At 64.6% G+C, this 14,683-nt stretch carries 18 protein-coding genes; 7 read left to right on the top strand and 11 right to left on the bottom strand.

Annotated features, from left to right (window positions below):
- Nucleotides 1–377 precede the first annotated feature (377 nt).
- Nucleotides 378–1,031 carry an outer membrane protein gene (locus EN818_RS10110; protein WP_095808719.1) on the top strand — a complete coding sequence of 218 codons (654 nt, stop codon included), beginning with the start codon at nt 378–380 and terminating at the stop codon, nt 1,029–1,031.
- A gap of 95 nt (nt 1,032–1,126) precedes the next feature.
- Here EN818_RS10110 and EN818_RS10105 read toward each other — a convergent pair whose 3' ends face one another.
- The 5 genes from EN818_RS10105 to EN818_RS10085 form a co-directional block, all read right to left on the bottom strand.
- Entirely contained in the window at nt 1,127–1,555 is a 429-nt protein-coding gene (locus EN818_RS10105) for a GFA family protein (RefSeq protein ID WP_095808718.1), read from the bottom strand.
- Nucleotides 1,556–1,633: 78 nt separating this feature from the next.
- On the bottom strand, nt 1,634–2,026 hold the full coding sequence (locus EN818_RS10100) for a TfoX/Sxy family protein (protein ID WP_095808717.1): 393 nt from the start codon (nt 2,024–2,026) through the stop codon (nt 1,634–1,636).
- Nucleotides 2,027–2,142: 116 nt separating this feature from the next.
- Complete coding sequence (locus tag EN818_RS10095; RefSeq protein ID WP_095808812.1) at nt 2,143–2,739, bottom strand: glutathione S-transferase family protein; 597 nt, start codon at nt 2,737–2,739, stop codon at nt 2,143–2,145.
- A 269-nt stretch (nt 2,740–3,008) separates the two neighbouring features.
- The gene (locus EN818_RS10090) at nt 3,009–3,383 is read right to left on the bottom strand and encodes a histone (protein WP_129552867.1); all 375 of its coding nucleotides are present in this window, start codon (nt 3,381–3,383) and stop codon (nt 3,009–3,011) included.
- A 419-nt stretch (nt 3,384–3,802) separates the two neighbouring features.
- Nucleotides 3,803–4,333, bottom strand: coding sequence for a DinB family protein (locus EN818_RS10085; protein WP_095808715.1), 531 nt, complete (start codon nt 4,331–4,333; stop codon nt 3,803–3,805).
- A 71-nt stretch (nt 4,334–4,404) separates the two neighbouring features.
- On the opposite strand from EN818_RS10085, the gene EN818_RS10080 reads away from it, so the two are divergent.
- Nucleotides 4,405–5,031, top strand: coding sequence for a TetR/AcrR family transcriptional regulator (locus EN818_RS10080; protein ID WP_348626992.1), 627 nt, complete (start codon nt 4,405–4,407; stop codon nt 5,029–5,031).
- A gap of 167 nt (nt 5,032–5,198) precedes the next feature.
- Here the strand turns inward: EN818_RS10080 and EN818_RS10075 are convergent, their stop codons facing one another.
- The 3 genes from EN818_RS10075 to EN818_RS10065 all read right to left on the bottom strand — a co-directional run bounded on the left by EN818_RS10075 (nt 5,199) and on the right by EN818_RS10065 (nt 6,570).
- A complete protein-coding gene (locus tag EN818_RS10075) occupies nt 5,199–5,651 on the bottom strand; it encodes a hypothetical protein (RefSeq protein ID WP_095808713.1) in 453 nt (150 codons plus the stop codon).
- 108 nt (nt 5,652–5,759) lie between these two features.
- Nucleotides 5,760–6,122: a DoxX family membrane protein gene (locus EN818_RS10070; protein WP_129552868.1), complete on the bottom strand. Its 363-nt coding sequence runs from the start codon at nt 6,120–6,122 to the stop codon at nt 5,760–5,762.
- 25 nt (nt 6,123–6,147) lie between these two features.
- A complete protein-coding gene (locus tag EN818_RS10065; protein ID WP_095808712.1) occupies nt 6,148–6,570 on the bottom strand; it encodes a VOC family protein in 423 nt (140 codons plus the stop codon).
- Between the two features lie 209 nt (nt 6,571–6,779).
- On the opposite strand from EN818_RS10065, the gene EN818_RS10060 reads away from it, so the two are divergent.
- Nucleotides 6,780–7,535 (top strand): AraC family transcriptional regulator, encoded by a 756-nt coding sequence (locus tag EN818_RS10060; RefSeq protein ID WP_095808711.1) that lies wholly within the window; start codon nt 6,780–6,782, stop codon nt 7,533–7,535.
- Nucleotide 7,536: 1 nt separating this feature from the next.
- On the opposite strand, the gene EN818_RS10055 is transcribed toward EN818_RS10060, so the two are convergent.
- From EN818_RS10055 to EN818_RS10045, 3 genes are read right to left on the bottom strand one after another with little or no spacing between them, the layout of a single operon-like run.
- Complete coding sequence (locus EN818_RS10055) at nt 7,537–8,397, bottom strand: 23S rRNA (adenine(2030)-N(6))-methyltransferase RlmJ (RefSeq protein ID WP_095808710.1); 861 nt, start codon at nt 8,395–8,397, stop codon at nt 7,537–7,539.
- Nucleotides 8,398–8,403: 6 nt separating this feature from the next.
- Nucleotides 8,404–9,024, bottom strand: a complete 621-nt coding sequence (locus tag EN818_RS10050; protein WP_135904450.1) for a hypothetical protein — start codon at nt 9,022–9,024, stop codon at nt 8,404–8,406.
- 12 nt (nt 9,025–9,036) lie between these two features.
- Nucleotides 9,037–9,735, bottom strand: coding sequence for a TetR/AcrR family transcriptional regulator (locus tag EN818_RS10045; RefSeq protein WP_095808708.1), 699 nt, complete (start codon nt 9,733–9,735; stop codon nt 9,037–9,039).
- A gap of 83 nt (nt 9,736–9,818) precedes the next feature.
- Here EN818_RS10045 and EN818_RS10040 point away from each other — a divergent pair, with 83 nt between their 5' ends.
- The 4 genes from EN818_RS10040 (at nt 9,819) to EN818_RS10025 (ending at nt 14,679) form a co-directional block, all read left to right on the top strand.
- Nucleotides 9,819–10,286: a carboxymuconolactone decarboxylase family protein gene (locus EN818_RS10040; protein WP_095808707.1), complete on the top strand. Its 468-nt coding sequence runs from the start codon at nt 9,819–9,821 to the stop codon at nt 10,284–10,286.
- 853 nt (nt 10,287–11,139) lie between these two features.
- On the top strand, nt 11,140–12,192 hold the full coding sequence (locus tag EN818_RS10035) for a UDP-glucuronic acid decarboxylase family protein (RefSeq protein WP_095808706.1): 1,053 nt from the start codon (nt 11,140–11,142) through the stop codon (nt 12,190–12,192).
- On the top strand, nt 12,189–13,328 hold the full coding sequence (gene galE, locus EN818_RS10030) for a UDP-glucose 4-epimerase GalE (RefSeq protein ID WP_095808705.1): 1,140 nt from the start codon (nt 12,189–12,191) through the stop codon (nt 13,326–13,328). Before EN818_RS10035 ends, galE begins: the two co-directional genes overlap by 4 nt.
- A gap of 439 nt (nt 13,329–13,767) precedes the next feature.
- Entirely contained in the window at nt 13,768–14,679 is a 912-nt protein-coding gene (locus EN818_RS10025; protein ID WP_095808704.1) for a lysylphosphatidylglycerol synthase domain-containing protein, read from the top strand.
- Nucleotides 14,680–14,683 lie beyond the last annotated feature (4 nt).

The following is a 14,683-nucleotide window of genomic DNA, read 5'->3' as shown; positions in this document are numbered from 1 at the left end:
CGGCACAATATGACGGACCAAGGGGTTAAACACCATTTCCACCTGAGGCGGGAATGTGGCGAAGCGGCCGATACGCACGCTTGCCCGGCCCGGATCCGGGCCCGTCATAGCGCAATATATGTCGCTGGACCCCTTGAACCAAGCGGCGTGCAGCGCAACCTCATTAGCCTGCTGACATTTGCTGTGGCGAAGATGCAACGTCATGGTTCGGCCTTATTCGCGCCGGGGAATGACCCAAGTTCAGGTTCGCTTCAGCCGTATTTCGACACGACATTTGGAACCGTTGAACGCCAGGCTCGTTTATCCCCCCGGACGGGCCGGGGCATTTCATGAACAACCAAGCCTAAAGTGTCTTGTGGCTTAAGGAGTAAACAACAATGCAAGCCAATCTCAAGTTTGCGCGTCCGCTCGCGGTTGCGCTCGGGCTTTTCGCCCTCGGCGGTACCGCTTATGCCGCAGACGTCGTCACTGAAGAGCCGCCGGCACCCCCCGCTCCGGTCGCCGAACTCCCCGTGGCATCCTGGGCCGGCCCCTATGTCGGTCTGAGCGCCGGCTACGGCTTCAGCGGCCATGCCGATGCGCGCGACGTCGGTATCGATGTCGGCACCAAGGGCTTCGTCGGCGGCGTCTTCGGCGGCTATCAGTGGCAGCAGGAGAACTTCGTGTACGGTGCTGAAGCCGATCTCGGCTACAACGGCGTCAAGGGCTCCGAGGGCGGCATCACCGCCAAGGGTGGGCTTGAAGGCTCGCTGCGCGCCCGTCTCGGCTACTCGGTGACCCCGGAGATCCTGCTCTATGGCACCGGCGGTCTCGCGGCCAAGAACCAGAAGATCGAAACCGCAGCCGGCAGCGACAGCAATGCAATGCTCGGCTGGACGGCTGGTGTCGGCACCGACATCAAGATCACGGACAACGTGTTCGGCCGCGTCGAGTATCGCTACAGCGATTACGGCGACAAGGACTTCGACAATGTCGGCAACGTCAAGTCGAAGGACAACCGCGTCACCTTCGGCGTCGGTATGAAGTTCTAAGTCGTACAAGCCACGACACGAAAGAGCCGGGCCCCGCGCCCGGCTTTTTTTGTGCCTTGTGTTGAGTCCGCCGATCGGGTTGGGACTTGAGGGCGTCAGTTTCCTTCGGCAGGCGCCCCACCCGACGGCTTCTGCTGAAAACCGTCATGGGCCGGGATCGATGGCAGCCGGTCCAGCCATTTCGCCCGCGAGCGCATGACCACCTGAGCGTCGGGCCGATAGTCGGCGGGATCGGTCATGGTGGCGGCGTGGACGTGGATTTCAGCAGGCCATTTCCCGGAGCGGAAATAGAGCCTCGAGCCACAGGACGGGCAGAACCCGCGCAACGTGTCCGGGCTGCTCTCGTAGTGCCTGATGTCGCCGGTCCAGGTCAGGTGTTCCGGCCGCATTCCCAGGAAGGCCGTAAAGGGCGACGACGTGGCACGCTGGCAGTCGGCGCAGTGACAGACCAGATTGCGGGTGATCTCGCCGGCATAGGTCCAGGTGACCGCGCCGCACATGCAACGTCCCGTCAGAGATGTCATCGCGTCCTCCGCCGGCTGGCGTGTCCGGTCGAACTGCCGACGCCGCCGTTGCAGTGCAGAATAGGCTGCGCGATCTGCTCAGGCTGGCCGCTTTGCGACCTTGCCCGGCTTGCCCTTCGGCGGCAAAGTTTCGACGAAAGCCAGCGCAAGATCGAGCCAGCCGGCAAGGTCGGCTTCGGTGGCCGTTCCTTCCGGCGCGACGTGGACATAGCCTTCCATCGAGCGCCCGCCCATCTCCATGGGCCGCGCATGCGGTCGGGCAACCGCGGCCGCATGCGCGTCCTTGCCGACGCGCACCAGCAGTCCGCGCTTCGAGGTGCCGATCAGCATGTTGCCGTTGATCATGAAACAGGTGCCGCCGAACATCTTCTGCTCGGTGAAGGCGCGCCTGCCAAGCGCGACGCGCAGGCGCTCGACCATGGGGTCGGGGGCGGCGGTTGTTTTGGTGACTGTGGTGACTGATTTTGCCATGCGAACCACTTTGCGATTGCACGGCCTATGCAATCACGAATCCGAGCGACAATTCAATATGGGGAGGCACTTGGAGGAAGCTGCCGATCTCCCTCCTTGTGGGGGAGATTAGCTGTTCACCCCGGCACGCAGCTCTTCAGCTCGGGAAACTTCTCGTCGAAGCGCGCCGCCCAGCGCACGAGCCGGCTGCGGCCTTTCTCCCACTGGCCGCCGAAGCGCAGCGACAGATAGCCGAGGGTGGCGCGCAACGCCATCTGGCCGGCGGTGATCTTCTTCGGCAGTTTCGGCGGGTTGGCGTTGAGCAGGTCGAGCGCGCCGATGATCTTCGTCCACTGCCGGTCGAGCCAGGGCTGATGGACCATCGTCTCAGGCCGCGTGCGCCGTTCATAGACCATGGACAGCGCGCAGTCGCAGATGCCGTCGGCCAGCGCCTCCAGCACCTCGGCCTCGAGCCGCTTGTCGGGATCTCGCGGAAACAGCGCATTCTTCGACAGGCGGTTGAAATGCTGGGTGATGGCGCGGCTGTCGTAGATCGAGCGGCCGTCCTCCAGCACCAGCACCGGGATCTTGCCCAGCGGATTGGCCGAGATCAGCTCCGCCGGCTTGTCCTCGGTCTTGACCGGCACGAGATCGACCGCGATGCCGGCATAGGCAGCGGCCATGCGGACCTTGGAACTATAGGGAGAGGCGGAGGCATAGAGCAGTTTCGGCATGATCGGTTTCCCAGTTTTCTCGCGCACTGTTGACCGAACGGTCACTGGAGGGCAACGGCCAGCGGCGCCGATCCAGGCGGCCAACGCGCCGGCACCAGATTGCGCGTCGCAGCGCAACAGCAAAAAGCTCCCGGAAGCTTTGCCGATGGCAAGTTCCGAGAGCTTTGGACAGAGCGCTCCAGCTTCGATCGGCGTCACGCCGAATGGGCGAGAGGGGCGCCCACGGCACCCGCCCTCACCCGTTCGCGTTCGCGAGCGAAGCCCCGCGACTACTTCTTGGCCGGCGCCTTCTTTGCAGGCGCCGCCTTCTTCACCGCTGCCGTCGACTTGGCAGCGGCGGCCTTCATCGGCGCCTTGGCGGCGGGCTTGGCCGCTGCCTTGGCTGCCGGCTTCTTGGCGGCAGGCTTTGCCGCTGCCTTGGCGGCGGGCTTCGCTGCTGCCTTGGTGGCAGGCTTGGCCGCGGCCTTGGCGGCGGGCTTGGCTGCTGCCTTGGCGGCGGGCTTTGCCGCTGCCTTGGCCGGAGCCTTGGCGGCTGCCTTCGGTGCCGCTGCCTTCTTCACTGCTGCTGGTTTAGCGGCAGCTTTCGGTGCCGCTTTCTTTGCCGGCGCTTTCGCCGCCGGCGCCTTCGTTGTTTGCTTTGCCATGCGATGCCCCTTGCGTTTTGCCGCTGGTCATGAGTGACCCGCGCGTCAATGCATATCTGACTCGCGACTTTCTAGCCAGCGAAGCAACACAATGATTTTCATATATTGAATTTCGGTTACGAGAAACGTCCTTCAAGGCGTATCGGCGCAAAAATCGAGAGCGAATCTTTGCTTGTCCAAGTGAAGTTGCGTTGCCGAGAATTCGCGCTGCACTCTATCGCTCGATCATCCCTGCCGCGCTCCCCGCAAAATGTGAGCTTGCCATACATATTCAACAAACGGAGCCAGACCCTCCACTTCACCTTGTCCAGCAGGAAGATGTACAGGTAAAGGCCAAGCAAAACGGTCAAGCGGCCGCTGCAAATCTTGCTTTCACGAATGCGAGCTTTTCGCTCACATACATCAGATTCCGTTCCATCTCAGGCGCCGAACGGCTCGAGCTCCATCTGCAGGCGACGCGAAGGCTCGGCGCGGTGCAGATGAACGGCATAGGTATCCCAAGGCGGGGAGACCACGATCCCGGCCAGCATGCGGCCGATCTCGCCGCGATGATAGCTGCCGTGCACGACGACATGGGTCAGCATCTCCTGCCTGGTCATGCAGCCACTGTCACCATCGGTGAAGGTGAAGGCGACCGGCTCGGACAGATCGCGCTCAGAAACGGCTTCGACATAGTCGAGAAACCAGCGGTCGCTCGCCGCCATCGCGGCGCGCAACTGCGCGGGCTTCGGCGTCTCCTCGGTGTTGTCGCTGGCGTAGCCATGCGCGACGCCGGTGAGATGCGCCGAAAAGATCCGCGACACGACATGGATGTGGTTCATCAGCCGCAGCGCGGCGTGACGTTCCTTTGCGTTGCGTTGCGGATCGATACCGGCGAGCGTCTCCAGCAACTCGTCATTGGCCCAGGCCTGGTAGGCAAGCAGGCTGCGCAGCAAAATCGTGGCGCTCATCTTTGCGGCTCCGTTTGCGTTGAAGATAAATGTGAGTATCTTGTTTATATTTTTGGGGGACCTGGTCGGGGATGTCTACTCGCGTTGCAAAGCCAGCCCGGCGCATGCGCAAAGAGCCGCGCCAGGCGCGCTCGGTCGCCACCGTCGAAGCGATCATTGAAGCAGGTGCTCGCGTTTTGAGCGAACTGGGCTGGGCGGGCTTCACCACCAACAAGGTGGCGGAGGCGGCTGGCGTGAGCATCGGCTCGCTCTACCAGTACTTTCCCGACAAGCTCGCCCTGGTCGACTCGATCCGACGCCGCCACTTCGACGAGGTGCTGTCGGTCATCCGCGACGCGGCGGCCGACGAGAAGCCGCTCAGGCAATTCGCCCGCGAACTGGTGCGCGGCATGATCGCCGCGCACAGCGTCCATCCGACGCTGCATCAGGTGCTGCTCGACGAGGCCCCCGGCGACCGCGGCTCGCGGGCCGCGCATGCCTCGTTCCAGGCGCGCTATCTCGAGCACTACGCGACGGCCGTCGCGCAGTACCGCCGGCGCTTGAAAGACACGCAGACCGTGGCGCGCGTGCTCTCCTCGGCGGTCGAGGGCGTGATCCACAATGCAGCGCGCCGCAACATGCTGGATGCGCCGGAGTTGCAGAAGCAACTCGGCGAGCTGATCTGCGCCTATCTGTCCGGCCAGGGCGCGCGAGCATGAGGATAGCGGGAGGCTGCTCGCGACGTCATGTCAACGGCGGAGTCGCCGGGTGTCAGCGAGTTGCGACGACCGCAACGCTGGCGCCGGTCATCGCACCGTCGCCGCCCGCACAGCTGTGAACGCAGCCACAGGCTGTTTAGATCAGTCTGGAAAGTGCGGCCGACTTTTTACCGCAGCACGCGGCAGCGGCCGTTATAGACCATCCAGCGGTCGAAGCCCGCGACGCAGAATTCGACATTGTCGCCGATCGAGGCGAAGCCCTGGCCTTCCTCGATCAGGTACCAGATGGCGCGGTCGCGGCCATCCGACAGGCTGACCGTTGCGCCGCAATAGCGCCGGCCGATCGGCCATTCCTCGCTGGCCGGCAAGTAGCGATGCTGGTGGATGCGATGGAAGTCGGTGATCGAAACATCCGGCAGATGCGGCACGTGATGCACCTGATAAGAGAACCGGCTGGTGATCTTGCTCAGCACCCAGGGCTGACCGCAGACGCCACTGTCATCCTCCGTGTAGACGGCAAGATCGGCGGCATGCGCGGCGTGGGTGAAGCCAAGCGACGTGCCAAACGGCGTCGCGAACGAAATCAGCGCGGCAAGGGCGGAATGAGCGAAGCGAGTCATGACAGCCTCTCAGGGTCGATTGCGCGCACTGTGCGGATTCGCTCGACGCCGGTCAAGCGGTTGCGAAAACAATGGTTTCCGGAATGCATCGTTCCATTCGCAAGGTCGTCAAGCCGTTCCGGCGAGCAGCAGCCCGCCAATGACGGCAAAGTTGATCAGAAAGGCATTGCGCAGAACCTGCCGTTCCAACTCTTCGCAGGTCCAGAAGCGCAGCAGCAGGACGTTCGCGGCCAACGTGAACACGACCAGCGCAGCCGCGGCGAAGGCTGCCGCGATGCCGAGGGCAAGCATGAGCCCGGCGCCGATCTCGACCGCCGAGCCGCAGGCCAGCATCAAAGCTGGAGCCGGGACGTTCCGGCTCGCCAGATAGAAGCGCATTGCGTCGAACTTCACGAAATGCTCGATGCCGGCGAAGACGAAGACGCCGCCGATCAGAAGCGCGCCTATGATCTGGATCGCCTCTACGGGCATGTCGGCCTCCCGTGCTTTCGAGGGCTCAGTCCTGCGGGACAAAAGCGGGGTTGTAGACGATTTCCCACAGATGATCGTCGGGGTCCTGGAAATAGCCGGCGTAGCCGCCCCAGAAGGTCTTTTGCGCCGGCTTGACGACGCGCGCGCCGCCCTTGATGGCCTCAGCCATCGCGGCATCGACCTCCGCCTCGCTGCCCACATTGTGGCCGATGGTGAATTCGGTCGGGCTGCGGCCGCTCTGCGGCACCGTGGCGTCATGGGCGATGCTCGAGCGCTCGAAGATCGCGAATTTCAGCCCGCCGGCGAGCTCGAAGAATGCGACGGCACCGTGCTCGAACTCGCGGCCGATGATGCCTTCGGTCGGCAGGCCCAGCCCATCGCGATAGAATTTCAGCGACGCCTCCAGATCGTCGACGCCAAGCGTGAAGACGGTGATGCGAGGTTTCATTTCGCGTTCTCCTTTCTATATTCTTGACCACGTCCCGATGACGGATGGGGTGCGGGCAGAGCGCTCAAGGCGCCCGCAAATTTATGCTTGTTTGCCACAACAGCAGCGGCCGGCATTGAAGATTTCGGCCAAAATGGCCATCGCACCGGTGCGCAGGGAAACTGACGGCCCGGTGCGCAGGGAAACTGCCGGCGCAGATCGGAGAAGACATGGAAGCGGTGCTGGCGCGGTCAACCGGCTTCTTTCGCGAACGGCCCGCCGGCGGTGGCCTGGCCGGCGTCTTCTCCGCGGTCTGGGTCCACCGCATGCCGCAGGAGAACGTTCCGCCCATCGTCATCACGCCGGATGCCACCATCGACCTGCAATGGATCGACGGGCGCTTCCGCGTAGCCGGTCCGGACAAGGAGCCGCAGATCGAGCGGCCCCCGGCGGGCGCCGTGATCGTCGGCTTCCGCTTCCTGCCGGGTGCTGCCGCGGGCTGGCTCGGCCTGCCGGCCAGCGAGATTGTCGGCGAGCGCCTGGACCTCGCCGAATTGTGGGGCGGCCGCGCTCGCGAACTCTCCGACGGCATCAAGCACGCGCCGGATCTCGCCGGCATGGTGCGACTACTGGAGGAGACGGTCGGCAGGCAAACGCAAGGGTGCGATGCGCTCGATCCGCTGATGGGCCGCGCCTTCGACGTCATCCATGAAGGCCTGCCGCCTGAAGCGCCGCTGCTGCCCTTCCTGGTGAGACGGCTCAACATGAGCGAGCGGACGCTGCGCCGGCGCTTCGACGACGCCTTCGGCTATGGCCCGAAGACGCTCGACCGTATCCTGCGTTTCAATCGGTTCCGGCGCCTGCGTGAGAAGGCGGGCGATGCCTCGACCGCGGTGCTGGCGATCGAGGCCGGCTATGCCGACCAGGCGCATCTGATCCGCGAGAGCCGGCGGCTGACCGGCCTCACGCCGTCGGCGCTGGCATAGCTCAGCCGCGGCCCTGCTCGCCGGCCAGCCATTCGACCGTCCAGCGCGACGGCTGCTTGACGGCCAGCGCCTTGTGCAGGGCCGGCAGCAGGACACGCAACTCGCCCTCCAGCGTGAAGGGCGGATTGACCACCACCATGCCACTGCCGTCGAGGCTGGGCTCGTTCGAGGCGGGCCGGATGTCGAAGGCGATATCGAGCATCTTTGGGATGCCGGCCTGCTTCAGCGCCGACCTGAAGGCGGCAACCGCCTTGCGGTCCTTGATCGGGTACCAGAGCGCATAGATGCCGCCAGGCCAGCGGCGGTGCGCCCGCCGCAGGTTGTCGGTGAGGCGCGCGAACTCGCCCTCCTCCTCGAAGGGCGGATCGACCAGCACGAGGCCGCGCTTTTCCTTCGGCGGCAGATGCGCGCCAAGCGCCAGCCAGCCATCGAGCTCGATCACCCGCGTCTGGAAGTCGCCGGCGAAGACCGATTTCAATTGCGCCGCGTCGCGGGGGTGGAGTTCGATCGCGGTCAGCCGGTCCTGTTTGCGCAGGAGGTGGCGGGCGACAAGCGGCGAGCCGGGATAGCGGCGCAAGCCGCCCTCGGGATTTTCGGCGCGCACGGCTTCCAGATAGGACTGAAGCAGCGCCGCCGCCGGCGGCTCGAGCGATGCCTCGATCAGCCGGCCGATGCCGCCCTGCCATTCGCCGGTTTTGCCGGCCTCGACCGATGCCAGGTCGTAGCGGCCAACGCCGGCATGGGTGTCGATGACGCGAAAAGCCTTGTCCTTCTGCTTCAGATAGTCGACCAGCCGGCAGAGCACGGCATGCTTGACGACATCGGCGAAATTGCCGGCGTGATAGGCGTGGCGATAGTTCATGGGTGCTTACCTCGTCGAGCCGCCACGGCCCCAGCGCGGCGGCGGCTGCGAGTTCGGGTTCGCCGGCGGCTTGTTGCCACGACCGAAGACCAGCGACAGCACCAGGCCAAGCAATCCGACGCCGATCAGCACATAGCCCGCAGGCCGCGCCCTCTCATCGATCGCGCCGGTGCCGGCGCGCAAGACGAGATCGACGGCGCGCATGTCGATGCCGTCGGCGTCGCCCGGACCGACAGTGAAGACGTAGGCACCGGGCGTCACGCTTTCGATCACGCCGGCCTCGTCGCGAAAGATCTTGTCGGGCAGCTGCGGACTCACCTGGCGCGGATTGTCGGTGTGGTTGAAGGACAGCGTCGAGGCGAGCGCCGTGCGTCCGCCGTTCGCCACCGTCAGCGTCAGCACCGCGCGCTGCTGCGAAGCGACGCGCTCGGCCCGCGCGGTGAGGTCGACCAGCACCCGGACCGGTGCGTCGCCCGCTGTCAGTTGCACCGTCGCCGGCTTGAAGCGGCCGGTCTCGTAAACGCGCCAGGTGCCGATGGCGTGGCCGGAGAAATTGCTCATCGCCCAAGGATAGAGGAGACCGATGGCGCCGCCGGCGATCAGGACAAGAACCGAGAGGAAGCGCATCGAAAGCCCTGGTTATTTTTTCTTCTTCGATTGACCGCGACGCCCTTTGGCGGCCTCGCCCAGGGCAGCGTCGCGTATTCGCTCCATCTCGTCCAGAAACATCTCCAGGCCAAGCTTGAAAGTCTCGTCGAAACCGCTGGCGCCGAAATAGGCTCCGGCCGCCACGACGCTCGGATAGTCGCGCGCCAATTCCTCGTCGCTGACCGTGGTGACCGCCGACGGGCCCTTGGCGTAGCCGGCCGTCTCGTCGAGGATAGCGCCCATCAGATAGTAACCGGCGGCACGGAACAGCCGGGCACTGAGCTCGGGTCCGAAGCCGCCTGCCTCGAACAGGCCGATGATGCCGTTGAGCTTGGCGAGACAGGGCGGCGAGTTCATCCGGTAGACGACGATGAAGGGCGCAAAGGCCGGATGCTCGGTCGCGACGCGGCGGAATTCCTGCATGCCGACGCGGACCCTCTCGCGCCAAGGCAGGCTCTCGTCGGGGATCACCAGCCCGCTCATCTGGCGGTCGACCAGCGCCTCATAGAGATGCGCCTGCGAGGGGAAGTGGTGGTAGATGCTCATCGCCTCGCAGCCGAGCGCTGCCGCGAGCTTGCGCATCGAAAAGCCCGAAAGCCCTTCCCTCTCGATCACCTCGAAGGCGGCGTCCTCGATCATCTCGGGAGACAGCCGGCCGCGCGTTCGCTTTTTTTCGACAGACGAGTCCATGGCGCGCTTGACAACTTACACTGTAAGGTTCATTTTCCAAACTACCTTACACCGTAAGGTTAGCAAAGACCAGAGGAGAAACCATGTCCGTCTCTCGCATCGCTTCAACCGTTCATTCCTGCCTGCATTCGGCCTCGCTGCTTGCCGCGGTCGCGCTGACCCCGATCTTGACCGCACCGGCCAGCGCCGGCGACTACGACACCGCTATCAAGGATATTCAGTCGACGATGGGCGGCGTGCCCGGTTTCGTGAAACAATTCCCGAAAGCCGGTCTGCCCGGCGCGTGGGCCGAGGTCAAGGCCATCGAACTCAGCGACAAGACGGCGCTGTCGCCGAAGGTCAAGTCGCTGATCTCGCTGGCGGTCGCCGCGCAGATCCCGTGCAACTACTGCGTCTGGTCGGACACCGCGAACGCCAAACGGGCCGGGGCCACCGAGCAGGAAATCCAGGAAGCCGTGGCAATGGCAGCGCTGACCCGCCATTGGAGCACCATCTTCAACGGCATGCAGGTCGACTTCGACCAGTTCAAGAAGGATATGGGCGGCGAATAAATCTGCGCGGCATGGCCGCCAAGATCGGCGCGCCATGCCATTACAGCCGCAAGCAGCATGGGGAGCATTGCCGGCGTGCCTGAGGCCTTCCGTCGGCTCGCCTGTAGGCCTGGATGCATTCTCTGCACCTAAAAGTGGTAGCGCTGGCCGAGCAGTTGCAGGCCCCGGGACACGATTGAGCAGGCAGGCCCCCTCCGGCGCGGAAGTCCGGGCCGGGCAGCCGGAAGGGAGCCCGCGCACCTTCATCCCCGTGCGATCCGGGAGTGAACACCACATTCCTTAATTGCCGGCCTGACGTGAACTTTATTCCGCGCAGCTCTGCGAACGTTTAAAGCATATCTCTATAACCAGCAGCGCTTATTGACAGCGACCTGACGCTTTAGTTCGCCCTGCCTTGAATATTTCCTCCAGATCTGGATCCGAAAGCTTTTGCCGATGGGCGAGACATCTCCCCCTTAGACGACGACAACTTCAAGACCAGGCGCCGCCAGTCGCGCAAGAGCCAACCCGGCAGTCCGCGATGATTAACCAATCGCCAAGAAGCGAGGTTAACAGAACGCTAATTTTGTTGACTACGCGACTGGGAGGTATATTTTTATATACGTTGGGTGTGCAATTTGGGCGAGCAGTCCGCGATGGTGGCAACCGGCTTCGTGGATCGCGACTAGGGGCGAAAGTGTGCTGAACGGCAATCAATGGCCGTCGGGCAAAGCTCCATAACTCTACCTCTACAACGCACATCGTTGATGGCGGTCCCGGCTTGCGCCGAGGCTTCGCCGCTGTTTGGGGCTTGGTCGAGCAAAGCACTTGCTCGGCTGGGGTGATGATGCGCGTGCCGAGTCAAGGGGGCGTTATGAGTAGGGTCGTCAAGCTCAATCCTGGAGTCAACCGCAGGAGCGCCGGACGTGGCCGCGCCCTGGTCGCCGGCGGCGCCGGATTTCTAGGATCGCATCTTTGCGAAAGGCTGCTGCGCGACGGCTATGAAGTCGTCGTTCTCGACAACTTCCACACCGGCAAGCGATATAATCTCAGCGGCATACAGCGCGATCCGTCCTTCACCTGCATCAAGCACGACATCGTCGATGCGCTGCCGATGGATCTCGAAGTCAACGAGATCTACAACCTCGCCTGCCCGGCCTCTCCGCCGCACTATCAGGCCGATCCGATCCACACGTTCAAGACCAGTGTGCTCGGCTCGATCAACCTTCTTGAACTCGCCCGTCGCAACAACGCCAAGATCTTCCAGGCATCGACGTCCGAGGTCTATGGCGATCCGCTGGTTCATCCGCAGCCCGAAGCCTATTTCGGCAACGTCAACACGCACGGTCCGCGCTCCTGCTACGACGAGGGCAAGCGTTCGGCCGAGACGCTGTTCTTCGACTACTCGCGGACATACGGCATCGATGTCCGCGTCGCGCGCATCTTCAACACCTACGGTCCGCGCATGCAGCCGGACGACGGCCGCGTCGTGTCGAACTTCATCGTCCAGGCGCTGCGCGGCGAGGACATCACCGTCTATGGCAGCGGCCAGCAGACGCGCTCCTTCTGCTTTGTCGACGACCTGATCGAGGGCTTCATCCGGCTGGTGAACGTGCCCGCGGCGCCGCAGCATCCGGTCAATCTCGGCAATCCGGTCGAGTTCACCATCATGGAACTGGCCGAGATGGTCATCGACTACACCAACTCGCGCTCGAGGATCGTGCATCGACCGCTGCCGATCGACGATCCCCGGCAGCGCAAGCCCGACATTTCCGTCGCCAGGCAGCATCTCGGCTGGGAGCCGAAGGTCGCGCTCGCCGAAGGGCTCGCCCATACCACAGCCTATTTCGACGCCTTGCTCGGCAGCCGCCAGTTCGTTGCGGCACGCAGCCGCGGCCGCGCCGCCAAAGAGGCCGTCATGTCATGACACGGCGTCGGATCCTGGTGACAGGTGGGGCCGGTTTCATCGGCAGCCATACCTGCAAGCAGCTTTCGGCGGCGGGCTACCTGCCGGTGGTCTACGACAATCTGAGCCGCGGCAACGAGAAGGCGGTTGCCTGGGGACCGCTCGTGGTCGGCGACATTCGCGACAAACGCACGCTGCAGCGGGCGATCGCCGCCCATCGGCCGCAGGCGATCATCCATTTCGCCGCGCTCGCCTATGTCGGCGAGTCGGTCAGCGGGCCGGCGGATTACTATTCGACCAATGTCGCCGGCACGGCCACGGTGCTGGACGCGGCGCGGGCAAACGGCATCGACAAGATCATCTTCTCCTCCAGCTGCGCGACCTATGGCGTTCCCGAGACGCTGCCGGTCAGCGAAACCGCCTCGCAAAACCCGATCAGCCCCTACGGCCGCAGCAAGCTGATGGGGGAGCAGATCATCAAGGACTACGCCTCCGCCTATGGAACCAGATACGCGATCCTTCGCTATTTCAACGCCTGCGGCGCCGACCCGGACGGCGAGCTTGGCGAGTGGCACGAGCCTGAAACCCACCTCATCCCCAGGGTGCTGATGGCCGCGTCCGGCATGATCGATGCGGTCGAAGTCTTCGGCACCGACTACGACACGGCGGACGGCACCTGCGTTCGCGATTACATTCATGTCGGCGACCTCGCCCGCGCGCATGTCAAGGCGCTGATGCATCTGCAGGCCGGCGGCGAGAACCTGTCGGTCAATCTCGGTAGCGGCCGGGGCATCTCGGTCAACGAGATTCTCGAGGCGGTGACCCGGGTGACGTCGCGTCCCGTCCCGGTCGCATACAAGGCGCGCCGGCCCGGCGATCCGGCCGAACTCTACGCCGATCCGACCAGGGCGCGCGAGCAGCTGGGCTTCGTGGCGGAGCTTTCCGACATCGACACCATCGTCAGCACGGCCGCGCCCTTCTTCGGGCTCGTGCCGGCAAGACCGGCGGCTGCCATCTCCGTTCCGATCGCCGCCCCGGCCGCAGAAGAAGATTGCGTGGCGTCCGCAACCGTCGCCAACGAACAAAGCCAGCATGCAAGGCTGGCAGCCGTCCCCGTTAGTAATGCGTCGGGGCTGGGGCTCGCTGAGCTTGGATGAGGGCTCTCTCAGCGAGCCTCCCAACCGCCGTCGGCGCGCTCGCCGCACCACCCGACGCGGTGGCTGACGAGCCGGCCGCGCAGGCGGCGCCGCAATGCGGGGCGCCGCGACGATGACATGGCGGAGGATGCGTTTGGAAACCGCGCCGCCGCCGTACCGCCGCGACCGCGGGCCAAAGAGTGGCGTCAACCTTCCGCTTGCCGTCTGGACGGGCTCGCCCGGGATCGCATCCCAATCGAAGCGGCCCGCTTGTTCGACAAGCCTGAACCAAGCTTGTGGATTCGCAAACGCCGGTCGTCTATAGGATCAGCCGCGTTTCGGCGGTCCCGCCTCCTGCCCTGCGAGAACGGCAGGGCAAACGCCGGCGATCCGCGGCCGCACGAGCTTCGCAGTCGAAGCAGCATCCGGAACGCGGCGATGGACGCCATCGGAGAATTGGTTGAAGCGAGCAGTCTCGATAATCGTCACTCTGGCGCTGCTGGCATGGCTTGCCGGCGACTCGCGCTGGAAGATGGTCGGCGATGCGTTCGCCAGCATCACGCCGGGCGCCTTCGCGGCGGTGGCGCTGGCGCTGTTCGTCACCTATGTGCTGCGCGCGCTGCGCGTCTGCGACGAGTTCCGCGACGAGGTGGGTGGGCGCTTCGGCGCCTGCCTGCGTGTCATCCTGGTCCACAACGCCATGATCAATGTGGTGCCGTTCCGCGGCGGCGAGACCGCCTTTCCGCTGCTCTTGCGCCAGGTGTTCGGCATTTCGATCGTGCGCGCCAGCGCCTCGCTCTTGTGGTTCAGGCTGCAGGACGCCTTCGTCGTCGGCGTGCTTGCCTGCCTGGTGTGGCCAAGCCTGCATCCGGCGCTGAGGACCGCGGGCATCGCCGCGCTGATTGCCGTCGCCTGGTACCTGCCGCGCTGGGCGCGCGCGCCGCATGACTGGGCTGGACGCGGCCAGATCGTCTCGAAGCTCGGCAAGCTGCGCGACATCTTCACCGAAGCGACGGGGCGTTCCCGCTACGGCTGGTGGTGGACGGTGGCCAATTGGGCGCTGAAGCTCGCCGTGCAAGGTTGGCTGCTCGCCATGCTGCTCGGCACCTCCTTCCAGACCGCCTTTCCCGGCGCGGTCGGCGCCGAGGCCGCCGCCATCCTGCCCGTGCAGGGCGTCGCCGGTTTCGGCACCTACGAGGCGGGTGCCGCCGCGGCGCTGGTCTATTCCGGCATCGCGGTGAAGGACGGCCTGCAGGCCGCGCTCGCGCTGCACCTCTTCATTCTTTGCTCGGCCGTTGCAACCGGAGCGATCGCCTGGCTGTTTCCCTCGAAACCGACGCTGCCCGAGACCACGGGAGCCGCAAGGAAATGACCGC

It is taken from the genome of Mesorhizobium sp. M3A.F.Ca.ET.175.01.1.1 (genome assembly GCF_004791945.1).
GTDB lineage: Bacteria > Pseudomonadota > Alphaproteobacteria > Rhizobiales > Rhizobiaceae > Mesorhizobium.
The sequence above is the reverse complement of the archived record's forward strand: the minus strand, read 5'-3'. Positions and strand labels throughout refer to the sequence as shown.